21 protein-coding genes and 1 tRNA gene are annotated in these 22,907 nt (G+C 60.8%); 10 read left to right on the forward strand and 12 right to left on the reverse strand.

Annotation, left to right across the window (positions count from 1 at the left end; translation table 11 throughout):
- Positions 1–117: 117 nt before the first annotated feature.
- From Q8R10_RS05155 to hisB, 6 genes are all read right to left on the reverse strand, one after another.
- Complete coding sequence (locus tag Q8R10_RS05155; RefSeq protein WP_305651646.1) at positions 118–873, reverse strand: ABC transporter substrate-binding protein; 756 nt, start codon at positions 871–873, stop codon at positions 118–120.
- A gap of 51 nt (positions 874–924) precedes the next feature.
- Positions 925–1,695 (reverse strand): imidazole glycerol phosphate synthase subunit HisF, encoded by a 771-nt coding sequence (gene hisF / locus Q8R10_RS05160; RefSeq protein ID WP_305651648.1) that lies wholly within the window; start codon positions 1,693–1,695, stop codon positions 925–927.
- Between the two features lie 97 nt (positions 1,696–1,792).
- On the reverse strand, positions 1,793–2,530 hold the full coding sequence (gene hisA, locus Q8R10_RS05165; protein ID WP_305651650.1) for a 1-(5-phosphoribosyl)-5-[(5-phosphoribosylamino)methylideneamino]imidazole-4-carboxamide isomerase: 738 nt from the start codon (positions 2,528–2,530) through the stop codon (positions 1,793–1,795).
- Positions 2,531–2,593: 63 nt separating this feature from the next.
- On the reverse strand, positions 2,594–2,857 hold the full coding sequence (locus Q8R10_RS05170; RefSeq protein ID WP_305651652.1) for a DUF2164 domain-containing protein: 264 nt from the start codon (positions 2,855–2,857) through the stop codon (positions 2,594–2,596).
- Positions 2,857–3,495 (reverse strand): imidazole glycerol phosphate synthase subunit HisH, encoded by a 639-nt coding sequence (hisH, locus tag Q8R10_RS05175; protein ID WP_305651654.1) that lies wholly within the window; start codon positions 3,493–3,495, stop codon positions 2,857–2,859. Before hisH ends, Q8R10_RS05170 begins: the two co-directional genes overlap by 1 nt.
- Positions 3,496–4,089, reverse strand: a complete 594-nt coding sequence (hisB, locus tag Q8R10_RS05180) for an imidazoleglycerol-phosphate dehydratase HisB (RefSeq protein WP_305651656.1) — start codon at positions 4,087–4,089, stop codon at positions 3,496–3,498.
- A gap of 170 nt (positions 4,090–4,259) precedes the next feature.
- Here hisB and Q8R10_RS05185 point away from each other — a divergent pair, with 170 nt between their 5' ends.
- The 5 genes from Q8R10_RS05185 (at position 4,260) to Q8R10_RS05205 (ending at position 8,708) form a co-directional block, all read left to right on the forward strand.
- Entirely contained in the window at positions 4,260–4,607 is a 348-nt protein-coding gene (locus Q8R10_RS05185) for an acetyl-CoA sensor PanZ family protein (RefSeq protein WP_305651657.1), read from the forward strand.
- 376 nt (positions 4,608–4,983) lie between these two features.
- On the forward strand, positions 4,984–7,194 hold the full coding sequence (locus Q8R10_RS05190; protein WP_305651659.1) for an AsmA family protein: 2,211 nt from the start codon (positions 4,984–4,986) through the stop codon (positions 7,192–7,194).
- Positions 7,191–8,273, forward strand: a complete 1,083-nt coding sequence (gene mutY / locus Q8R10_RS05195) for an A/G-specific adenine glycosylase (RefSeq protein ID WP_305651661.1) — start codon at positions 7,191–7,193, stop codon at positions 8,271–8,273. The genes Q8R10_RS05190 and mutY overlap by 4 nt, the downstream gene beginning before the upstream one ends.
- Positions 8,270–8,542, forward strand: a complete 273-nt coding sequence (locus tag Q8R10_RS05200; RefSeq protein ID WP_305651663.1) for an oxidative damage protection protein — start codon at positions 8,270–8,272, stop codon at positions 8,540–8,542. The genes mutY and Q8R10_RS05200 overlap by 4 nt, the downstream gene beginning before the upstream one ends.
- 90 nt (positions 8,543–8,632) lie before the next feature.
- Positions 8,633–8,708: transfer RNA gene (locus tag Q8R10_RS05205), tRNA-Phe, on the forward strand.
- A gap of 328 nt (positions 8,709–9,036) precedes the next feature.
- On the opposite strand, the gene Q8R10_RS05210 is transcribed toward Q8R10_RS05205, so the two are convergent.
- Positions 9,037–10,407, reverse strand: coding sequence for an ice-binding family protein (locus Q8R10_RS05210; RefSeq protein ID WP_305651665.1), 1,371 nt, complete (start codon positions 10,405–10,407; stop codon positions 9,037–9,039).
- 520 nt (positions 10,408–10,927) lie between these two features.
- Here Q8R10_RS05210 and Q8R10_RS05215 point away from each other — a divergent pair.
- Positions 10,928–12,892, forward strand: a complete 1,965-nt coding sequence (locus tag Q8R10_RS05215) for an HD domain-containing phosphohydrolase (protein WP_305651667.1) — start codon at positions 10,928–10,930, stop codon at positions 12,890–12,892.
- 262 nt (positions 12,893–13,154) lie between these two features.
- Here the strand turns inward: Q8R10_RS05215 and Q8R10_RS05220 are convergent, their stop codons facing one another.
- From Q8R10_RS05220 to Q8R10_RS05240, 5 genes are all read right to left on the reverse strand, one after another.
- Complete coding sequence (locus Q8R10_RS05220; protein ID WP_305651669.1) at positions 13,155–14,057, reverse strand: M48 family metalloprotease; 903 nt, start codon at positions 14,055–14,057, stop codon at positions 13,155–13,157.
- 15 nt (positions 14,058–14,072) lie between these two features.
- Positions 14,073–14,573: an SH3 domain-containing protein gene (locus tag Q8R10_RS05225; RefSeq protein WP_305651671.1), complete on the reverse strand. Its 501-nt coding sequence runs from the start codon at positions 14,571–14,573 to the stop codon at positions 14,073–14,075.
- A gap of 152 nt (positions 14,574–14,725) precedes the next feature.
- Positions 14,726–16,570, reverse strand: coding sequence for an adenylate/guanylate cyclase domain-containing protein (locus Q8R10_RS05230; RefSeq protein ID WP_305651673.1), 1,845 nt, complete (start codon positions 16,568–16,570; stop codon positions 14,726–14,728).
- 359 nt (positions 16,571–16,929) lie between these two features.
- On the reverse strand, positions 16,930–18,885 hold the full coding sequence (locus tag Q8R10_RS05235) for a bifunctional diguanylate cyclase/phosphodiesterase (protein ID WP_305651675.1): 1,956 nt from the start codon (positions 18,883–18,885) through the stop codon (positions 16,930–16,932).
- Positions 18,872–19,603: a transporter substrate-binding domain-containing protein gene (locus Q8R10_RS05240; protein WP_305651676.1), complete on the reverse strand. Its 732-nt coding sequence runs from the start codon at positions 19,601–19,603 to the stop codon at positions 18,872–18,874. Before Q8R10_RS05240 ends, Q8R10_RS05235 begins: the two co-directional genes overlap by 14 nt.
- A gap of 319 nt (positions 19,604–19,922) precedes the next feature.
- On the opposite strand from Q8R10_RS05240, the gene Q8R10_RS05245 reads away from it, so the two are divergent.
- Genes Q8R10_RS05245 through Q8R10_RS05260 form a run of 4 tightly spaced genes read left to right on the forward strand, consistent with a single transcriptional unit; the run spans position 19,923 to position 22,898 of the window.
- A complete protein-coding gene (locus Q8R10_RS05245) occupies positions 19,923–20,696 on the forward strand; it encodes an ABC transporter ATP-binding protein (RefSeq protein ID WP_305651678.1) in 774 nt (257 codons plus the stop codon).
- A gap of 14 nt (positions 20,697–20,710) precedes the next feature.
- Entirely contained in the window at positions 20,711–21,463 is a 753-nt protein-coding gene (locus Q8R10_RS05250; RefSeq protein WP_305651680.1) for an ABC transporter substrate-binding protein, read from the forward strand.
- 53 nt (positions 21,464–21,516) lie between these two features.
- Positions 21,517–22,209, forward strand: coding sequence for an ABC transporter permease (locus tag Q8R10_RS05255; protein WP_305651682.1), 693 nt, complete (start codon positions 21,517–21,519; stop codon positions 22,207–22,209).
- Positions 22,209–22,898 (forward strand): ABC transporter permease, encoded by a 690-nt coding sequence (locus Q8R10_RS05260; protein WP_305651684.1) that lies wholly within the window; start codon positions 22,209–22,211, stop codon positions 22,896–22,898. The genes Q8R10_RS05255 and Q8R10_RS05260 overlap by 1 nt, the downstream gene beginning before the upstream one ends.
- Positions 22,899–22,907: the final 9 nt, after the last annotated feature.

Genomic DNA, 22,907 nt, shown 5'->3' on the forward strand with positions numbered 1-22,907 from the left:
GCATACTCAACCACGCTGCCGGCGCCCAGCAGCGCTCGAACAAATGCGACCAGCTAGTCAGATACGCACTAACCCGCGGCTGTCGCACCAACCTCAAAGCGGCCCGGCAGTTACAATTTACAGATAACGCTTCAGCACCTCGACGGCAAAACCGTCGGCGCGCATTTGCTCAAGCGCTGCTTGCAGCTTTTGCACCACGGCATCCGGGGTCTCTTTGTTCAACGCCAGATAAAGCTGGGCGGTATTAAAGCGCAGCACGCTTTTCAAGCCGCTGACGCCCTCTTGCCGGGCTAAGTACAGGCCGGCCGGATCGCCGGTGGCCCACAGGTCGATATCGCCGCGCTGCAGTTTTTTGACGTTTTCCTGATCGCGCAAGGCGGTCAGCGGCTGCAAGCCTTGCTGGGTTAAATGCTCGGCAATAGCGTCGCCTTGGTAGGCGCCGATCTTGTACTGCTTAGCCTCTTCCAGGCTGTTGAGGCTGATCGAACTGTCCGCCTTGGCCAACAACACCCAGTCATCCGGGCCGAGCGGGCCGACCCATTTGAAATCCTTCTCGCGCTCCGGCAGACGTGCGGCCACGAATACGCCGTAACCCGGCTTTTCCAGCGCCATCTTGTAAATTCGATCCCAGGGGAAACGCAAGCTCAGCTGGTACTTAACGTCAGCGCGCTTGAACATCTCACGCACCAGATCGACGGCAATGCCGTTGATATTTTCATCGCGGGCAAAGTTCTTGCCGTTGACTGCCATGTTGTAGGGCGGGAAGTTTTCCGTCAGCAACACCACCTCCGGGCTTGTCAGCTCCCCGGCGTGCGCGACGGTGGCGAACAACAAAGCAGCGGTGGCCAGGGCCAAGAACAGACGTTGCAACATGGGTAAGTACCTGCAAGTACAGCAACTAAAAAAGTGACGGCGGGCTAGCGTCTAGCGCACCACAATACCGCGACTGGCCAGATAGGCCTTGGCCTCGGGCACGGTGTATTCGCCAAAGTGGAAGATGCTGGCAGCCAGTACGGCCGAGGCCTTGCCTTCCAGAATGCCGGCGGCCAAGTGCTCCAGATTGCCGACGCCGCCCGAGGCGATTACCGGAATCCCCAAGGCTTCGCTAATGGCGCGGGTCACGCCGAGGTCGTAGCCGCTTTTAACGCCGTCCTGATCCATGCTGGTCAGCAGAATCTCGCCGGCGCCCAAGTCTTCCATTTTTTTCGCCCAGAGCACTGCGTCCAGCCCGGTGGGTTTGCGCCCGCCGTGGGTGAAGATTTCCCAGCGCGGCGTCTCGCCAGGCTTGGAGACCTTCTTGGCATCGATGGCGACCACTATGCACTGCGAGCCAAAACGCGAGGCTGCCTCGCCGACAAACTCGGGGTTGAACACTGCGGCTGTATTGATCGAAACCTTGTCGGCGCCGGCATTCAGCAGGTTACGAATATCCTGCACGGTGCGCACGCCACCACCGACGGTGAGCGGGATAAACACCTGGCTGGCCATCCGCTCCACCGTGTGCAGCGTGGTGTCGCGGCCGTCGACACTGGCGGTGATATCGAGAAAGGTAATCTCGTCGGCGCCCTGCTCGTCGTAACGGCGGGCGATCTCCACCGGATCACCGGCGTCACGGATGTTCTCGAACTTGACGCCCTTGACCACGCGACCGTTGTCGACGTCGAGGCAGGGGATGATTCTCTTGGCCAAGGCCATAACGGTACTCCCGTAGGATGGGTTGAGCGCAGCGATACCCATCAATCTGGTGGTTGGCGATGGGTTACACCGCTGCGCGGCTAACCCATCCTACGGTTTAGCCCTTGTAGGCGTCGCAGAACGCCTGCGCTTCGGCCACATCCAGGGTGCCTTCGTAGATCGCCCGACCGGTGATGGCGCCGATGATGCCCGGCGCATTGGCCGCCAGCAGGGCGCGAATATCACCCAGATTATGGATGCCGCCGGAGGCGATCACCGGAATCTTGGTGGCGGCGGCCAAAGCAGCGGTGAAGCTCACATTGCAGCCCTGCATCATGCCGTCTTTAGCGATATCGGTATAAACGATGGCCGACACGCCGTCCGCCTCGAAGCGCTTGGCCAGATCAACCACCTGTACCGTGCTGATTTCGGCCCAGCCGTCGGTGGCGACGAAACCGTCTTTGGCATCCAGACCGACAATCACCTTGCCCGGAAACGCCTTGCAGGCGTCTGTCACAAACTGTGGATCTTTGACCGCCTTGGTGCCGATGATCACGTAGCTGACCCCGGCCTTAACATAAGCCTCGATGGTCTCCAGCGAACGGATGCCGCCACCGATCTGGATCGGCAGCTGCGGGTAGCGCTTGGCAATCGCGGTGACCACTTCGCCATTGACTGGCTGGCCTTCGAAGGCGCCATTCAGGTCGACTAGATGCAAACGCCGGCAACCGCCCTCGACCCATTTGGCGGCCATGCTTACTGGGTCATCGGAAAACACCGTGGAGTCTTCCATGCGGCCCTGACGCAGACGCACACAGGCGCCGTCCTTGAGATCGATAGCGGGGATAATCAGCATCGCTTGAACCTGCTTAAGTCACAAAAGTTAAAAAATAGAAGGCGACAATCAGTCGCTAATGGCTCAGCTCTTTTCCAACGCCCAGAGGTCGCTTTCAATGCTCTCGAAGCGCTCTTTAAGCACGCCCTGCACATCCAGTACCGCCTGGTTATAGATCAGCGGGCCACATTCTTTGATAAAGAAATCCAGCAATTCCTCGGCCTCGAAGCCGCCCATCTCCAACTCGAAGCGCTCGGCCATCAAGCCTTTAATGGCCTGCCCAAGCACGCCGCGCTGCTGGGCGCTGAACTGAAAAACCGGCTCGACCGGCTTCTTGACCCGACTCATTACCAGCGACCATCCCAGGCGGCAAAGTTCTGCAGCAACTGCAGGCCGTGGGTGTGGCTTTTTTCCGGGTGAAACTGCACGGCAAAGCGCGAGCCTTCGGCCAGGGCGGCGGCAAAGTCTTTGCCGTAATGGCCGCGACCGACCACCTGCTGAGGCTTGCCGGCATCGATGTAATAACTGTGCACGAAGTAGAAACGCGCCAGGTCCGGGATGTTGTGCCAGAGCGGATGGTTGACCGACTGCGCCACTTCATTCCAGCCCATATGCGGGACTTTCAGCTGCTCGCCGTCCTCGACCATGCCCTTGCCGAAGAAACGCACTTGCCCTGGGAACAGGCCGATGCAATCGACGCCGTCGTTCTCTTCGCTGCGCTCCAGCAATGCCTGCATGCCGACGCAGATGCCGAGAAACGGCCGGTCGGCGCTGACTTCACGCACCAGCTCATCGAAGCCCAGTCGCTTGATCTCGGCCATGCAATCGCGAATCGCGCCGACGCCGGGAAATACCACCCGATCGGCCTCACGAATCACATTGGCATCGCTGGTCACCAGCACTTTACCGGCACCGACGTGTTCGAGGGCCTTGGCGACCGAGTGCAGGTTGCCCATGCCATAGTCGATTACTGCAACCGTCTGCATTTACAGGCAACCCTTGGTCGATGGCATTTGCCCGGCCATCCGTGGGTCCAGCTCGCAGGCCATGCGCAGGGCGCGGCCAAAGGCTTTAAACACGGTTTCGATCTGATGGTGGGTGTTGGTGCCACGCAGGTTGTCGATGTGCAGGCTGACCAGTGCGTGATTCACAAAACCTTGGAAGAACTCCTGGAACAGATCCACATCGAAACCACCGACCACCGCACGGGTGAAGGGCACGTGCATCTGCAGGCCCGGACGGCCGGAGAAATCGATCACGACCCGCGACAGCGCTTCGTCCAGCGGCACATAGGAATGGCCGTAACGGACCAGGCCCTTCTTGTCGCCGACCGCCTTGGCAAAGGCTTGGCCGAGGGTGATACCGACGTCTTCGACGGTGTGGTGATCGTCGATATGCAGGTCGCCATTGCACTCGATATCGAGGTCGAACAACCCGTGACGGGCGATCTGGTCGAGCATGTGCTCAAGGAAGGGCACACCAATGGCGAAGCGCGCCTTGCCGGTGCCATCCAAGTTGATCGAGACCTTAACCTGGGTCTCCAGCGTGTTGCGCTCGACGCATGCGGTACGTTCGGCCATCACCAGCTCCAAAATTAGCTTGCGCAAAAGGCAGCCATTATAGGCGGGCCGAGCCTTTGACGGCTACCAGCGGCTGTCACCCAGGTTTACACTCGCCGCCCCACGAGCATGGTGAAAATTACTGCGCTTGGTTATGTCGCGTTAAAACTGTTTTAGCCGAGGAGCCGCCCATGCCGGTTTACGTCGAATTTGTCCGCCAGCCCAGCGCCCAAGACCGCAGCGACCTGGCCAAGGTCTACGCCGACGCGCCCGACTGGCTGCTGGCCCCGCACGCCAATGCCGACGCGCTGATTGGCGCCGGCATCGCCAGCGGCCAACTGATCGCCGGACGCTTCAACGACCGCCTGCTGGGCGCCGCGCTACTCGAGCAAGGCCCGGATTGCTGGCGCCTGTCGCACCTGTGCGTGCGGCAAATCACCCGCCAACGCGGCGTCGGCCGTCGCTTGCTGGACGAAGCCCAGCGCCTGGCCAACGAAACCGGCCAGCCACTGCAACTCGCCGAGCATTTAGAAAAATAAAGCCCTCGGCTCTGTTAACGTTTCGCACCCTGCCGCCGGACAATCTCTGAGGCAAACGCCACCAGCCGACGCGCCACAGACCCTGTAGGAGCGGCTTTAGCCGCGAATCAATTCAAGCAACCCTGCCGCTCGCAAATATTGCGCCGACCTCACGAGCCTTCGCGGCTAAAGCCGCTCCTACTACAGCCCTAGCAGCCTGCTGCGATTTAGCCCCCGGCAACCACAACTCAGCAAAGTCTGGGAACCGCCCGCCCACTTCGCCCTCCAACCCGTTACATCGGCCACGGCCATGGCACGCCAGCTGCGGCAAACTGCTGCGGTATACTCGCGGCACTATTGCTACTTCTCGTAATTGCTCTCACTAAAGGACTGATCCATGAAGGCACTCGGCAAACTGGCGGGTCTGATTTTTCTCGGATTACTGTTGGTCATTGTGATCCTGGGTTTTGCCCTGACCCAGTTTTTTGATCCCAATGACTACAAAGATAAAATCCGCCAGATTGCCCGCGACAAGGCCAATCTTGAGCTGACCATCAATGGCGACATCGGCTGGAGCCTGTTCCCCTGGCTGGGTCTGGAGCTGACCGAGACCACCCTGGCCAGCGCCACCACGCCGACCCAGCCGTTTGCCGACCTGCGCCTGCTGGGCCTGTCGGTACGCGTGCTGCCGCTGCTGCGCAAAGAAGTGCAGATGAGCGATATTCGCATCGACGGCCTCAACCTGACCCTGCAGCGTGACGAGCAAGGCCACGGCAACTGGCAAGACATCGGCCGTCCAGCCAAACCGGCCAGCACTGCCGTTAGTACCAGCGCCCCCGCCGACAACGGCGCCGCCGTACCGGCGCCGGCCAGCAAACAACCCATGCGCCTGGACATCGACAGCCTGAGCCTGACTAACTCGCGGATCGCCTATCGCGACGGCAAAACCGGCCAGCAATACAGCGCCGAAAACATCCAGCTCAACACCGGCGCCATTCGTGAAGGCGCCAGCATTCCCCTGCAATTCAGCGCCCTGCTGGCCAGCAACCAGCCCGTGCTGCAGGCCCGTACCGAGCTGCAAGGCCAGTTGCGCTTCGACCGCGCGCTCAAGCGCTACCAGCTGGAAGACCTGAAACTCTCCGGTGAAGTCTCTGGCGAACAGCTGCAAGGCAAGACCCTGACCTTCGCCACCCAGGGCCAGCTATTGCTCGACCAGGCCGCACAAGTCGCCGAATGGAGTGGCCTGAAGCTGTCAGTCAATCAACTGCGCGCCCTTGGCGAGCTGAAAATCCGCAACCTCGACAGCGAGCCAGCCCTGGACGGCGGCGTGTCGATTGCAGCGCTCAACCTGCGCGAATTTCTGCCCGGCATCGGCCAACCCTTGCCGGCGATGAGTGACAGCAACGCCCTGACTAAATTTGAGCTGGTCAGTCGCCTCAAAGGCACTCGCAACAGCCTGAAACTGGAAGAACTAAACCTCAAACTGGATGACAGCAGCTTCACCGGCAGCCTGGCCGTCAGCGACTTCGCCAAGCAAGCCTTGCGCGCCCAACTCAAAGGCGACCAGCTCAACCTCGACCGCTACCTGCCGCCCACCAATAAAGACGCCGCCAACGCCCGCCAAGCCGAAGTAAACACTGTGCTGGCGGCGGCAGGTTCTGCCGGCACCAGCGAACTGCCCAAGGCCCCGACCCAGCAAGCCTGGAGCGAAGCGACCGTGCTGCCGATCGAGCGCCTGCGCAGCCTCAACGCACAGCTGGGCCTGAGCCTCGGCCAACTGACCCTGCATCAGCTGCCGATGGAAAACTTCAACCTCAAAGCCGAGGGCAAAGACGGCCGGCTCAACCTCAGCGAACTGCGCGGCGAGCTGTATAACGGTAACTTCAGCGCCAGCGCCAGCCTCGACGTGCAACCGGTCACGCCCGTGCTCGGCCTGCAAACCAAGATCAGCCGGGTAGCCGCCGAGCAACTGCTTAAAGGCCTCGGGCAAAAGCCCAGCGTCAGCGGCGCCCTCGACCTCAGCGCCGACCTGCGCAGCAGCGGCAACAGCCAAAAAGCCTGGGTCGACAACCTCAGCGGCCCGGCCAACTTCGCCATCAATGACGGCGTGCTGTTCGACGCCAATCTCGAACAGCAGCTGTGCCAAGGCATCGCCACCCTCAATCGCAAGACCCTCAGTGGTGAGGCGCGCGGCAAGGACACCGCCTTCGAAACCCTCGGTGGCAACTTGAACATCATCAACGGCGTCGCCAGCAACCCCGACCTTAAAGTCCGGATTCAAGGCCTGAGCGTCAACGGCGACGGCGCCCTCGACCTGCGCGTGCTGGCCATGGACTACCGCGTCGGCATCATCATCGAAGGCGACAAGAGCGCCATGCCCGACCCGGCCTGCCAAATCAACCAGCGCTACGTCGGCCTCGAATGGCCGCTGCTCTGCCGTGGCCCGCTGGAACTCGGCGCCAAAGCCTGCCGCATCGACAAAAACGGTCTGGGCAAGATTGCCGGCAAACTGGCCACCGAAAAACTCGGCGACAAGATCGAAGAGAAACTCGGCGACAAAGTCAGCCCTGAGTTGAAAGACGCGCTCAAAGGTCTATTCAAGCGATGAGTCCCGAGCAATTTGGCGCCGCCGTACTCACCTGGTACGACCAACACGGCCGCAAAGACCTGCCCTGGCAACAGGGCATCACGCCTTATCGGGTCTGGGTCTCGGAGATCATGCTGCAGCAAACCCAGGTCAGCACCGTACTGGGTTACTTCGAGCGGTTTATGGCCGCGCTGCCGAACGTGCAGGCCCTGGCCGCCGCGCCCGTCGATGAAGTGCTGCACCTGTGGACCGGCCTGGGCTACTACACCCGCGCGCGCAACCTGCAAAAAACCGCGCAAATCGTGGTGGCCGAACATGCCGGGCAATTCCCCACATCGGTCGAGCAACTGACCGCCCTGCCCGGCATCGGCCGCTCCACCGCCGGCGCCATCGCCAGCCTGAGCATGGGCCTGCGCGCACCGATTCTGGATGGCAACGTCAAGCGTGTGCTGGCCCGTTACGCAGCCCAGGAAGGCTATCCGGGCGAGCCCAAGGTCGCCGCACAACTCTGGGCGCTGGCCGAGCAACTGACCCCGCCCGCACGGGTCAATCACTACACCCAGGCGATGATGGATCTCGGCGCCACCCTCTGCACCCGCAGCAAACCCAGCTGCCTGCTCTGCCCGCTGCAAACCGGCTGCCAGGCACAGATGCTCGGGCTGCAAAGCCGCTACCCAATCCCCAAGCCGCGCAAACAGCTGCCACAAAAAACCACCCTGATGCCGCTGCTGGCCAATCGCGACGGCGCCATCCTGCTCTATCGCCGCCCGCCCAGCGGTCTGTGGGGCGGTCTGTGGAGCCTGCCCGAACTGCAAACCAGCGACGAACTAGCCGCCCTCGCCCAGCAACAAGGCCTGAGCCTCGGCCAACAGCAGCCCATGGCCCAGCTCAAACACACCTTCAGCCACTTTCAGCTGACCATCGAACCGCGACTGATCCACGTCGAGCACTCACTCAGCGCCGTGGCCGAGGGCGACTGGCTCTGGTATAACCTCGCCACCCCGCAGCGCTTAGGGCTAGCCGCCCCGGTGAAGACGCTGCTAAAACGCGCCGCCGAGCAATTAAGCGCCGGCCAACCAAACACCGGAGAGTTGTCATGACCCGCACCGTCATCTGCCGCAAGCACAAGCAAGAACTGCCCGGCCTTGAGCGCCCGCCCTATCCCGGCGCCAAAGGCGAAGACATCTTCCAGAACGTCTCCAAGCAAGCCTGGGATGAATGGCAAAAACACCAAACCATGCTGATCAACGAACGTCGCCTGAACATGATGAATGCCGAGGACCGCAAATTCCTCCAGACCGAGATGGACAAGTTCTTATCCGGCGAAGAATACGCCAAGGCTGACGGCTACGTGCCCCCCAGCGCCTGAGGCAAAAACAGCGTAAGCGGCGGTAATCGCTAAGTATTTTTCAATAAATATTTGACAGCCCCCCGGAAAAACAGTCTAATGCGCCCCGTTGCCCGGATAGCTCAGTCGGTAGAGCAGGGGATTGAAAATCCCCGTGTCGGCGGTTCGATTCCGTCTCCGGGCACCACAAATACCGAGAAACCCCAAGCGAAGTTAAATTCCTTGGGGTTTTTTCTTGCCTGGAATTTATGGCTCCTGGAGCATTTCTGGACCACCCCTCTTTCCCCTCTGGTAGCCTGCCCAGACTCGACTCGTGACGCGCCGCCGGCCATAGGAGAGCCTGATCGGTTACGAGTGGACGGTTTGCGCAATAAATAAATCCGTCCCCTTTTAGCCTTCCTAGCCTTCTGGACACAGTGCGTCTAAGCCAATGCGCTGGTGCGGTCGGGCTCTGAAAAGACCGTCTGTTTTAGCGCCTACCCATGCGGGTGCGTGGGCAGGCGCAAGTTGGGGCCTTAGTCCGCAGGCATCTCGACCCGCGCGCCGCCGCCCTGGCCAGCGCTGCAGCCGCCAACCTGGTTGTTATCCAGCGTCACCGCGCCATTTAGCGCAATGGCTCTACCGGACAGGTGTGCTGCGGTATTGAGGCTGATACTTGTCAGCGCGATGAGGGTTCCCGGCACGCGACTGGTGGTACCGAGCGTCGCGGAGCTGCCGACCTGCCAGAAAACATTGCAACCCTGACCATTATTGATCACCGCAACCGACGAGCCGGTTGCGGTGATCAGCGTGCTCGCTGCCTTGAACACGAAGACCGCATTGGGGTCTGCCTGGGCGTCCAGCGTGAGGGTGCCCGTCACCGCCGCCGACGAGGCAAAACAATACACGCCAGGCAGCAGCGTCATGCCGCCCACGTCTGTCGGTACGCCGAAGGTGGTGGTGCAGGCCTGCGTGGCAAGATCCTGGTAGGCGCGGATGGCCGCATGCTTCGCCTGTGCCGCACGCACATCGGCCGCGTGGATCGCCCCCTTGACCAGCTTGCCCGGTAGGAAACCGGTGACTGCACTCCCAGGACTGACCCCCAGATGACCGCTGACGATGCTCGGGCCGGTATTGGTTACCGTTGTGCTACCGAGGACGGCGAAACGGGTTGCCGCACCGAGTGGCGGGGCCGTCACGGCGCCCTGGCCAGTGGCGCAGCCGCCGACCTGATTGTTATCCAACGTCACCGCGCCATGTAGCGCTATGGCTCTGCCGGACAGGCGTGCAGCAGTATTGAGGGTAATACTCGCCCGCGCGATCAGGGTTCCCGGCACGCGACTGGTGGTACCGAGCGTCGCGGAGCTGCCGACCTGCCAGAAAACATTGCAACCCTGACCACTATTGATCACCGCCACCGACGCGTCGGTGGCGGTGGTGAGCGTGCTCACGGTCTTGAACACGAAGACCGCATCGGGGTCTGCCTGGGCGTCCAGCGTGAGCGTGCCCGTCACCGCCGCCGACGACGCAAAACAATACACGCCAGGAAGCAGCGTCATGCCGCCCACGTCTGTCGGTACGCTGAAGGTGGTGGTGCAGGCCTGCGCGGTAAGATCATGGTAGGCACGGATGGCCGCATGCCTAGCCCGCGCCGCGAGCGCATCGGCCGTGTGGGGCGATCCGTTGATTAGATTGTCTGGCTGGAAACCGGTGGCCGCACTCCCAGGGCTGACCCCAAGGTTGCCGTTGACGATGCTCGGCCCGGTATTGGTTACCGTTGCGCTACCGAGGACGGAGAAGTGGGCTGCCGCACCGAGCGGTGGGGCCGTCGCGGCGAGTACCGGGGACGTGCCATGCAAAAGCGTGAATCCAATCAGGGCGCCCAGAAGGCAAGTGCTTCGCTTCATTTTTGCATCTCTCTTTGAGGTTTGAGTCGCTGAAAAAAATCAAGCCTCCGCCCATGAGGACGGCCGAATACAGCTACCGGACGTCCGCCAATCGCGAGACTGGATCCTAACAGTCATGTCTCGCGAGCCAAGGGTTTAATTATTCCCGACCATTGAGGATGCCCACACCGGCGCATGAGCATCCTCAATGGTCGGGGCGGATCGTCGCCATTATCGGCGTGACTAAGTCGGCTTAGGCGCCGCATACGCCAGGGTGACAGCGGCGGCAAGCGGGCGAGGGCCGCTCATGCACGCGGCTGTGCTCTAAGCCCGCAGGCTGTGCATTTAGAAGGCCGGCGTGTACACGCAAAATCCACTGCACGGGTCGCCCTCGAAGCACTGTTGAAGGCAACACAAACCGTCCAACTCCCCCGCCGATACCTTCACTGCCACCCGACCAGCGCACATGGAAGGCAGTGGTTTGTACTGCAATACTCAAGCGAGCAGGCAACGCTCAGTTGCGCCGGTTAGGGAAATAGTGATGAACGTCAGCTACCGCGTCGGGCACAGCCCGTTGTTTGCCGCGACCGATCTGTACGCTCGCTTGCATCGCGAAGGTGCGGCGCTGACCAGCATCAGCGAAGCTAGCGAGATCACGCCCAACAGCCTCGACGTGCTGCTGCTCGACCGGCACTTATTAGCCTGCCAGCCGCTGCCTGAGTGGCAAGCCTGTGACGTCGCGCTGGTGGGTTTTGACCCGCCGGCCGGGGTCTTGCCGCTGCCCACCGCCGCCTGCGAAGCCGAACTGCTGGCGCTGTTTGGCTTTGCCGCCGAGCAAGCGCAGTTGCAGCGCAAAACCCGACAGCTGAGCAATGCCTTGCAGCGCAAAGATGGTGACCTGCAAAAGCTGGTCGATGTCGGCTTGGCGCTCTCAGCGGAAAATGACCTGGATTGTCTGCTGAACAAGATTCTCGCCGAAGGCCGCAGGCTGTCGAACAGCGATGCGGCCTCGCTGTTTTTGGTCGATAAAAAAACCGCCGAGCAACCGTTGCTGGTGTTCAAGCTCACGCAGAACAGTTCGATGGCGACAGATTTTCAAGAGCAGCGCATGCCGCTGACCAAGGCCTCGATTGCCGGCTACGTGGCGCTGACCAGCACCGAGCTGAATATCGCCGACGCTTACGCCATCCCGGCCGAGGCGGCCTATCGTTTTAACCGCTCGTTCGACATGCAAATGGGCTATCGGACCATGTCGCTGCTGGCGATCCCGATGCTCAATCATCGCCACGAAGTGGTTGGCGTGCTGGAGTTTATTAACTGCCAGCGCGACGCCGAGCTGCCCGGCGCCGGCGAGCTGATCGCGTTCGATGAAAGCCTCGCCGTCGCACTGCGTGCACTGGCCAGCCAAGCGGCGGTGGCGATTGAAAATCGTCAACTGCTCGATGAGATCAGCCAGCTGTTTGATGGCTTCGTACAGGCCTCGGTGTTTGCCATTGAGCAACGCGACCCCACCTCCAGCGGCCATTCCTTTCGGGTTGCCGACCTCTGTATCGCCCTCGCCCAACAACTGCCGCAAGCACCGCTGGCGCACATCCGCAACCAGGCGCTGAATGACGAAGGTTTGCGCGAACTGCGCTACGCCGCACTGCTGCACGACTTTGGCAAGGTCGGGGTGCGCGAGCACGTGCTGACCAAGGCGAAGAAACTGCCGGCGCCGGTGATCGACAACCTGCGCTACCGCGTGGCACTGGCCAAAGAGGGCCTGCACAACCAATGCCTCAAACGCATGCTGCACGCCTACCAGCACTTCGGTGGCCTGAGCGACGAGCAGCGCCTGCAGTGGGACACCGAGTTAGCGCTGGAGTGCGCGCGCCTGGACAGTTACCTGGCCGACATTCTCCAAGCCAACGAGCCCAGCGTGCTGACTGAGGGCGATTTTCAGCACCTGCAGGTGATTCAGAGCGAGCTGGTGAGGAGCCACGACAATCAGTTGATTGGCCTGCTATCGGACAACGAGTTCTGCGCACTGGCGATACGCCGTGGCAGTTTGACCGAGCAAGAGCGTGGCGAAATCGAGCGCCATGTGGTCCACACCCGTGAGTTTTTGCAGCTGATCCCCTGGACGGCGGCGCTGCGGCGCATCCCGGAAATTGCCGCCGCGCACCATGAAAAACTCGATGGCAGCGGCTACCCCAAAGGCCTGACTGGCGATGCGATCCCCTATGGCTCGAAGATCATGACCGTTTGCGATATCTACGATGCGCTGACCGCCGCCGACCGCCCCTATAAAGTGGCGGTGCCGACCGAGCAGGCGCTGAATATTTTGCAAGCCGAGGTGAAAAGCGGGCTGCTCGATGGCGATCTGGTCAAAGTGTTTATTGACTCGCGTTGCTACCTCAATCCGGCCACCCCCCCCCTAGCCGCGTCCGCACCCAGAGACAGCAACGTGCCGCAGTACAACCGGCATGTGTGCGATTTCGAGCCGGGCGAAAAGCACCGCCACTAGCCGGCGCTTAGAAAAGCGCAGACATCAGGAGGAGCGAGGAGCCCACCAATCCGCCAAACTGCCGCAGGGTTACCGGCGCACTCGCGCTTGCTTCGCGGTGCCCTTGGTTACAAAAAGCCGCTCCTACACAACCCCTATACCTCAGGCTACGTGCAAGCCCTCGCTGCCCCCCCTGTAGGAGCGGATTTATCCGCGATTGGCCGCAGCAGACAACACAAGTATCAAGGCGAGCCCTTACCTAGCCACCCGCCGCGCCAGCACCTCAATTGCGCTCCGAGACGGTTTGCCGATAGCGATCATCCAGGGTGAGTTGGCTGCCTCTGGCATCGAGGCGATCCAGGTACTCATAGGTCGGCTGCAATTGGCTTAAACGGTCGCCGATATTGGGGTGTACCTTGAGAAAGGTCAGCAGGCTGGCGTCGTCTTGTTTCATGCTGGCCAAGCCTTGCAGCACCGTAGCCAGCCCGTAGGAGTCATAGCCGGCGCGAGTCGCCAGCACCGCGCCCATGGCGTCAGCCTCGTATTCGTCGCCACGGTCCAGGCCACGGGTGTAGACATTGGTCACCAGCCGTTCAAATTTTTCATTGGTCTGCGCATCGCCAACGGCGGGGCTACCCGACTTCGCTTGATGGGCCTGCACGGCCAGTGCCGAGAGGTTACTCAGCAAGCCAACGCCGGCGTGCTGCTGAATCGCCTGCAGGTGATGTTTGCGCACCACATGCGCCACCTCATGAGCCAGCACCCCGGCCAACTCGGCCTCGCTGTTCAGCTGCGCAAGCATGCCGCTGGTAATAAACACATAGCCACCAGGAGCGGCATAGGCGCCGACCGCTCGATTGTTGAGCACGGCAAAATGCCAAACCAGCTCTGGTCGCTCGCTGTTTTGCGCCACCCAGCCGCCGACCAGGTTAACGTAAGCCTGCACGGCCGGATCATTCACCAGCGGCGCTTGCTCAAGCAGCAGGCTGGCGGTTTTTGCGCCGATCAGCAGTTCTTCATCTTCACTCTTGGCGCCCATGTCACCGATATTTTGCCCGGCACTGACCAGCCGACCGAGATCGACGCCCTGAATATTCACGCCCTTGAGGGCATCCATGTTCTGGCAGGCGCCCAGCGCCAACGGCAGCAGTAACGACAACCCGTAGCGAGAAAACAATTTAGGCATGACATTCACTCCGCGTCACTTGGCATCAGCTGGATAAGCAATCGTCTGGCTACGCAAGCCGCCAGATTGAGCGAAGGCCCGCGCCCTGCTCGGGGTTACCGCATAGCGCTCCAGCGCTTGCAACTGCGCACTGCTAGCCCCCGCTGCAGCCTCCAATTGGTCCTCGGTAACCCCGCGCACCCCGGTGGCGACACTGCTGGCCGGCTGCACTGCCGTACTGCCTTGCAGCAGCTCGGAAATATTGCCGCTCTTGGCCCCGGCCGACTTGTCGAAGCGCACCGTTAACAGCGCCAGCCAACCCTGTTGGCCGCTGGTGGTTTGCACCTGATACCAGCCGCCTTGACGCTTAAGAATGCGTAACCGGGTGTCGGCGGCCAGCTCTTGCAAGCTCGCCGCGCCGTTACTGGCGCTGGCCCGCAAGGCCGTGGCCTCGACCGTAATGGCGCTGCCCATGTCGGCCAGCGCCAGCGCACTGCTCAGCCAGCAACTGATGAGTAGCGCAGTGGCGCACAACAACTTAACAGGCCATTGAAAAACTACCTGCGTTGCCGATACGGCGTTAAAAACAGGCTCAAAATGCTCATTTACAGCACGTAAACTCCGCTTTTTCGCCTGTTTTTGCCTTGTCTCGGCTGCCTCGCCTACATTTTTCAACGGCCTGTTAACCATTAGTTTTTCCTCCGTGGTTCAAATAAAGTCACCGCCTCAGCGCGGCCCTTGACCTGAAAATCGCCATGGGCAATGAACGCAAAACGCTCGCCGCAGGCCTGCCTGGTGGCTGCCGACACCAGCAAACGGGCGCGCCCTTTGGTCAGCCCTTCGATGCGACTGGCAAGATTTACCGTGTCGCCAATGGCAGTGTAGTCATAGCGCTGACTGGCGCCGACCATGCCGACGACCGCACGACCGGTGTGCAGGCCGATGCCGATATCAAAATCGGGATGATTGAATTCGAGCCGGTAGCGTTCGAGGTTTTCCAGCATCTCCAGCGCCGCATTGACCGCGTCCACCGCCTGGTTGAGGTTGTCCTGAGGCGCGCCCCAGAAAGCCATGATGGCGTCACCGATAAACTTATCCAGGGTCGCATGGTGCTTGAACAGCACACCGACCTGACCGGCAAAGTAGTTTTCCAAAATCTGCATCACCTCCTGGGCGCTGTGACGCTCAGACAGCGTGGTGAAGTTGCGGATATCGGAAAACAACACCGTCAACTGGCACTCACGACTGGCCAGCAGCGCCTGCGGGTCTTCGCGCGCGACTAACTGCGCCACCACCTGAGGGTCGAGAAAGCGGCTGAACAAGCTGATGGTGCTGCTCAATTGCTGACGCCGGCGCTGGTAGGCCAATACCAGCGCCAAGGCCAGTAACAGCCACACACTCAGCAGCGCCGGCAGCACCGCCAGCAACAAGCCCTGGCGCGCCAGCAGATAGGCGGCGCCACACAGACCCAGGCTCAGTCCGAGGGTCAGCAGGCTCGCCGCCAACAGTCGCTCGCGCAGCAGCAGCCATTGCAGCACTAACAATAATGCCAGCCCCAGCACGCTGATCAGCCAAGCCGGGGCCAGCTGCAACTGTTCGCCATTGAGCAGGTTGTCGATGGCGGTGGCGAGGATAAATACCGCCGGGTACAGCTCATCCAACGGCGTGCGGCGCAGGTCATAGAGGCCGGCGGCGGTAGTGCCAATCACCACCAACTTACCCTTGAAGTAATCCGCCGGCAGCCGTCCCGCTTCGCCCCGCGCCTGGGCCAGCGCCTCGGCGAAAGGGATGCGCACGTAGGCCAGCCGCTCGGCGCTCTGCCAGTCGAGCATAAAGCTATCCGCCGCCGGCAGCTGCACGCCCAAATCTTGCGCCAAGCGCGCCGGCAGCGACGGCATGCGCCAGTCACCCAGACGCCGGTAGAGGTCATAACGGCGACCGACGCCATCACTATCGGCAGTGAAATTGATGGTGCCGGTCTTCCAGCTACGCACCGGCACGGCCTGGGGCAACAGCAGCAAACCGCGCTGCTCGGGATCGGCGCCCGCCGGCGCCTGCAGTCCGCTTTGGCTTGGATAACTGCGCAGCAAGGGCGCGCGCCCTGGATCAACCGGCTGCTGCTCGAGGACGGCCAGATAGACGCGCTCGGTGCCAGCCAATACCTCGGCAAAATAGGCGTCGGCATCCGGGCGAAAGCGGTCGGCCTCGCTGAATAAAATATCGAAAACCACCGCCTGCGCCTGTTGCGCCAGCAGATGCTCCAGCAACTCGGCATGCAGTGAACGCGGCCATGGCCATTTACCGGCCTCGCCGGCCAGTGCCTGCAAGCTGGCATCATCGATATCAATCACCACCAGGCGCGGATCAGGCGTTTGCCCGGCCGCGCGCTGGGCAATTAACCAATCGCTGAAACTGTTGCTCCACAACTGCGTTGGCGTCCACACCTGCCACCAGGGCAACAGCAACGTCACCGCCACAAATGCCAGCCAAAGCGCCACGCGCATACGCCGGGATGAGTGCTGCAAGACGTGCATTAACGCCTCCTTGGGAAGCTGCACCACGGTGGCGGAACCATGACCGCGAACGGCTGGCCGTTAAATTTGGCCATGTACCCGTGATGGGGCGAAGTGCGATTTTGTAGGGTGGGTTAGCGGCGCCACGCAGACTCAAAAACTCTGCTCGCAGGCAGTGCGCCGCGTAACCCACCAAACAGTTTCAAACGCCTGCAGAGTTGGGGACCATAGACTCGATGTTGGGTTACGCGGCGGCTTGAACCGTTTCGCTGCTCAAACCACGCCAACCGCCGCTAACCCAACCTACAAATGCACAACCCCGGACAGCCTGCAAGTTTGCCAGTATCAATACGTAACGCAGACACAGCCTTGAATCTAGCTCAAGGCTGCGCAGCGTCCAGGCTCTGCAGCAACGCCTCGAATTCGGCTAACGGCAGCGGGCGGCTAAACAGATACCCCTGAAACACCCGGCAGTCATAATCGAGCAGCAAGCTGCGCTGCGCCTCGGTTTCGACGCCTTCGGCAATCACCTCGAGGCCGAGGTTATGGGCCATGCCGATGATGGTTTTAACAATCACCGCATCGCCGGGGTCGGTGACTATGTCGCGCACAAAGGACTGGTCAATCTTCAGTTGATCGAGCGGCAAACGCTTGAGGTAAGACAGCGACGAGTAACCGGTGCCAAAATCGTCCATCGAGAAACGCACCCCCAAGGCCCTGAGCGCGTGCATCTTGGCGATCACTGCCTCGACGTTATCGAGCACCAGGCTCTCGGTCAGCTCCAGCTTAAGCTTGCTCGGATCGACCCCGCTGCTGTGCAGGGCGCTGCGCACCAAGTCAACAAAGTCGGCCTGGCGGAACTGCCGGGCACTGACATTCACCGACAATGGCAAGACGCTGGCCAGCGGATGAGTTTGCCAAGCTTTAAGTTGTCCACAGGCGTGCTCGAGCACCCACTGGCCGATGGGCAAAATCAGCCCGTTGTCTTCGGCAAGCGGAATAAACTGCGCCGGCGAGACCATGCCGTGCTGCGGATGCTGCCAACGCAGCAGGGTTTCGGCACCGACCATACAGCCCGCATGGTTGATTTGCGCCTGGTAATACAACTGCAATTGCCCCTGGGGCAACGCCGCGCGTAACTCACCCGCAAGCTGGGTACGCGCCTCCAGCGCGGCTTGCATCTCTGGGTCGAAAAATACCAAGGCGTTGCGCCCACTATTCTTGGCCGAATACATGGCGGCATCGGCGCACTTAAGTAACTCACCGACATCCTGCAGCTTGCCACTAAACAAGCTGACGCCAATGCTGGCGGTGCAGTGATACTCATAACCGTCGAGCAAATACGCCTGACTGAGACAACGCAGCACCTGCTCGCCAACCACCGCCACCTGGGCGACGGCACTCACGCCATCTTTGGCCAAGCCTTGCAGCATCAACACGAACTCATCACCACCCAGGCGCGCCACGCTGTCTTCACCGCGCACCGCGGCGCGCAAACGCTGCGCCACCTCCTGCAACAGCAGGTCGCCGGCAACATGCCCCTTGGAGTCATTGAGCACCTTGAAGTTATCCAAATCGATAAACAGCAAGGCGCCGTGTGCGCCATGCCGGGCACTGGCCTCCAGCGCATGCTGCAGACGATCGAGCAGCAAGCGGCGGTTCGGCAGCCCGGTGAGCGCATCGAAGAAGGCCAGGTGTTCAATCTCGGCTTCGGCCCGCTTGCGCTCGGTAATATCGCGCGACAGCACAATGAAACGCAGGCCTTCGCCCTCAAGCGTATTTTTGCGCGCCACCGACAACTCAAACCAACAGTCACCCTGCTTGAGTGGCAGGCACAATTGCGCACCCTGTGAAGAGCCGTGCTCGGCTGCCGCGGCCAGCGCATCCATCACTACCTGTGCGGCTGGTGCTGGCATCATCTCATGGACGGTATGCCCGATTAACTGCTCCGGCGGCGCCACCAAGAGATCGAGGCGCCGGAGGCGATAATCCCAATAGCGCCCGGCGGCATCCAGCTCAAACATCAAATCGGGAATAGCCTCCAGGGTGGCGGCCAGATGATCGCGCGACCGCTCAGCCAGTTGATTGGCGACGGTCAGCGCCGCCAGAGCGGAATTTAATTCCCGGGTTCTGATCGCCACGCGCCGGCGCAACATGCGGTTCCAGATCACCAGCAACAGCGCCAACACTACCAGCGCGGCCAGCCCATAGACCGCATTGCGCACCCGCAACGCCGCGCTGTCGGTATTCGGCACAGTGCTGCCCAGCCACTTTTGCTCAATGGCCTGCAGTTCGGCCGCCGGAATCTGCGCAAAGCCCTGCTCAACCAGGCTCAACCAGGCTCAACAAGGCCTCATTGCCCTTGCGCACGGCCCGATGAAACTCCCCGACATACAGGGGTTCGGAAAAGCGAAACTGACTGGCCATGCCCAACTTGTTGCTGAAGTAGATCGCCGGCGGTTTGTCGATGCACAGAATCAGCGCCTCACCCTGGCTGGCGGCCAATACCATCGACTCATAGCTGGGATAACGCTTGAGGTGTTCAACCCCATGGGCTTGCAGGGTGTCGATGCAGGCATCGCCGTCTTTGACGCCAACGCTAAAGCCGCGCAAGGAGTCGGCATCGGTGATACCGCCAAGACTCTTATGAAAAAGAATCGGCACCTCGATGCTCGCGTACGGCGCCGAGAAGGCATAAATCAGCTTGCGCGGTTCGGTCTCAAAGATAGTGTCGATGACATCGGCCTGGCCACTCTCCATCAACTGCTTGGCTTTGCCCCAATCCATCGCCTGCAAATTAACGGCAATCCCGGTATGCGCCGACCACAGCTCCCAACTGTCCTTGAGAATGCCCTGCACCTGGCCCTTGCCATCGCGAAAAACAAACGGTGGGTAATTGTCGTCCATCACCACAGTGATCGACGTCGGCCGCGCCATTGCGGCGCTCGCACCCAGGCTAAGCAGCAGACTTGCCAGCATTAACGCGCCCAACAACAGGCACAGCAACGGGTGCCGATGCCGGTAACAGCTGAATTTACCAACGAGCGAGGGCATTACTTTTATCCATCCATACCGCACAGGTTGCTGAGCCTACAGCACGTAGCAACACCTGAGCCAACCTAAAGCCAAGCGCCCTCAGTGAATCTGGTTTAGCGCGTTCAGTCGTCACGTTTGCGCCTGCAATCTGCCTAACCACCCCGGCATTTTGTCTTGGCGCGACAGCCAGCTTTGACGATGCGACAAACCGCCACACGGCCAGCACTTAGCGCTGCTAGCCGCTTGGCGGGTCAAGAACCGCTATGCTAGTTTGACGCCGCGCAAGGATGCTCATCAAGCCCAGCCTGAGCGCATCCGAATAAGAAGAGGACACCCCATGGCCGAGGCCACGCCCGCGCTAGAAATTCGCAACCTGCACAAGCGCTACGGCGACCTAGAGGTGCTTAAAGGCATCTCGCTGACCGCCCGCGACGGCGATGTCATCTCGATTCTCGGCTCCTCCGGCTCCGGCAAATCGACCTTCTTGCGCTGCATCAACCTGCTCGAGAATCCCCATCAAGGGCAAATTCTGGTCGCCGGCGAAGAGCTCAAACTCAAAGCGTCGAGAAATGGCGACCTGGTCGCCGCCGACAACAAACAAATCAATCGGCTGCGCAGCCAAATCGGCTTCGTGTTTCAGAGCTTTAATCTGTGGCCGCACATGAGCGTGCTCGACAATATCATCGAGGCGCCGCGCCGCGTTTTGGGGCAAAGCCGGGCCGAGGCCACCGAAGTGGCCGAAGCCTTGTTGGCCAAAGTCGGCATCGCCGACAAGCGCCACGTCTACCCCGGGCAATTGTCTGGCGGCCAACAACAACGCGCCGCCATCGCCCGCACCCTGGCCATGCAGCCGAAAGTGATACTGTTCGATGAGCCGACTTCGGCTCTCGATCCAGAGATGGTCCAAGAAGTGCTTAGTGTTATTCGCGCGCTCGCCGACGAAGGTCGCACCATGTTGCTGGTTACCCACGAGATGAACTTTGCCCGGCAGGTTTCCAGCGAGGTGGTGTTTCTCCACCAAGGGCTGGTTGAAGAGCAAGGCACTCCCGAGGAAGTATTCAACAACCCGAGTTCGGCGCGCTGTAAACAGTTCATGTCCAGCAATCACTAACGGAGCAACAACGCATGCAAAACTACAAAAAAATCTTGCTCGCCGCTGCCGCTACTCTGGCATTTGGCAGCAGCGCCATGGCCGCCGAAAAAATCAAGATCGGCACCGAAGGCGCCTACCCACCGTTTAACCTGATCGACGCCAGCGGCAAGCCCGGCGGCTTCGATGTGGACATCGCCATGGCCATGTGCGCGCAAATGAAGGCCGAGTGCGAAGTGGTCACCTCCGACTGGGACGGCATCATCCCGGCCCTGAACGCGAAAAAATTTGACGCTATCGTCGCCTCCATGTCGATCACCGACGAGCGCAAACAAGCCGTCGATTTCACCGACGCCTACTACACCAACAAGCTGCAATTTATTGCGCCAAAAAGCGGCGACTTTAAAGTCGACAAAGCCAGCCTCAAAGGCAAAGTCATCGGTGCCCAGCGCGCGACCATCGCCGGCACCTGGCTGGAAGACAACATGGCTGGCATCGTTGAAATCAAACTCTACGACACCCAGGAAAACGCCTACCTCGACCTCAGCTCCGGCCGCGTCGACGGTGTGTTGGCCGACAAGTTCGTCAACTGGGAATGGCTCAAGAGCGAAGCCGGCAAAGGCTTCGAATTCAAAGGCGATCCAGTCTTCGACAACGACAAAATTGGTATCGCAGTGCGTAAAGGCGACCCTCTGCAAGGCAAGCTGAACACCGCCCTGAAGGCCATCGTTGACGACGGCACGTACCAGAAAATCAACGCCAAGTACTTCCCGTTCAGCATCTATTGATGCCTGACCGGCGCAGCCCACACGGCTGCGCCGGCTCCACGTAGTAACCTCTGATGACCTTTGACCTCTACGGCTTCGGCCCACAGCTCGCCGCTGGCACGCTGATGACCATCAAGCTGGCGCTCGCCGCGCTCGCGCTGGGCTTGGTGCTCGGCTTGCTCGGCGCACTGGCTAAAACCTCTCCGCACAAGTGGCTGCAATGGCTTGGCGGCACCTATTCGACCATAGTGCGCGGCATCCCGGAGTTGCTCTGGGTACTGCTGATTTACTTTGGCACCGTCAACCTGATGCGCAGCTTCGGCGAGATTATCGGTCTCGACGACTTGGCCCTCAGCGCGTTTGCCGCCGGCACCATTGCCCTCGGCCTGTGTTTTGGCGCCTACGCCACGGAAGTCTTTCGTGGCGCCATCCTGTCCATTCCGCGCGGCCAACGTGAGGCTGGGCAAGCCTTGGGCTTGTCGAAAATACGGATCTTCTGGCGGGTCATCTTGCCGCAGATGTGGCGCATCGCCCTGCCGGGGCTGGGCAACTTGTTTATGATTTTGATGAAAGACACCGCACTGGTGTCCGTTATCGGCCTGGAAGAAATCATGCGTCGCTCGCAGATCGCCGTCAGCGTCAGCAAGCAGCCGTTCAACTTCTTCATGATCGCCGCGCTGATTTATCTCAGCCTTACCGTGCTGGCCATGACCGCCATGTATTTCCTTGAAAAACGCGCTGGCCGCGGCATCCGACGGAGCGCCTGATGAACTGGGACATTATTATCAAATACCTGCCGCGCCTGTTTGACGGCGCGGTATTGAGCTTAGAGTTGGTGGCGATTGCGGTGCTGGCCGGGTTGATTCTGGCCATCCCAATTGGAATCGCGCGCGCCTCACGGCACTGGTACATCCGCGCTCTGCCCTACGGCTATATGTTTTTCTTTCGCGGCACGCCGCTTCTGGTGCAACTGTTCCTGGTCTACTACGGCTTGGCCCAGTTCGATGCCGTGCGCCAAGGGCCGCTGTGGCCGATTCTGCGCGACCCGTTCTGGTGCGCCACCATCACCATGACCCTGCACACCGCCGCCTATATCGCCGAGATTCTGCGCGGCGCGATTCAGGCCATTCCGGCCGGCGAGCTGGAAGCGGCGCGCGCACTGGGCATGTCAAAAACCCAGACGCTGTTTTTCATCACCCTGCCGCGCGCCACCCGCATCGGCCTGCCGGCGTACAGCAACGAAGTGATTCTGATGCTCAAGGCCAGCGCCCTGGCCAGCACCATCACGCTGCTGGAGCTGACCGGCATGTCGCGGACCATCATCGCCCGCACCTACCTGCCGGTTGAGATATTCTTCGCCGCCGGCATGTTCTACCTGCTGATCGCCTACCTGATGGTGCGCGGCTTCAAGCTGCTGGAACGCTGGCTACGGGTAGACGCCTGCCAAGGGCGCTAACCTAACGCT

Source organism: Pseudomonas sp. (assembly GCF_030698175.1).
In the GTDB taxonomy this organism is placed as follows: domain Bacteria; phylum Pseudomonadota; class Gammaproteobacteria; order Pseudomonadales; family Pseudomonadaceae; genus Aquipseudomonas.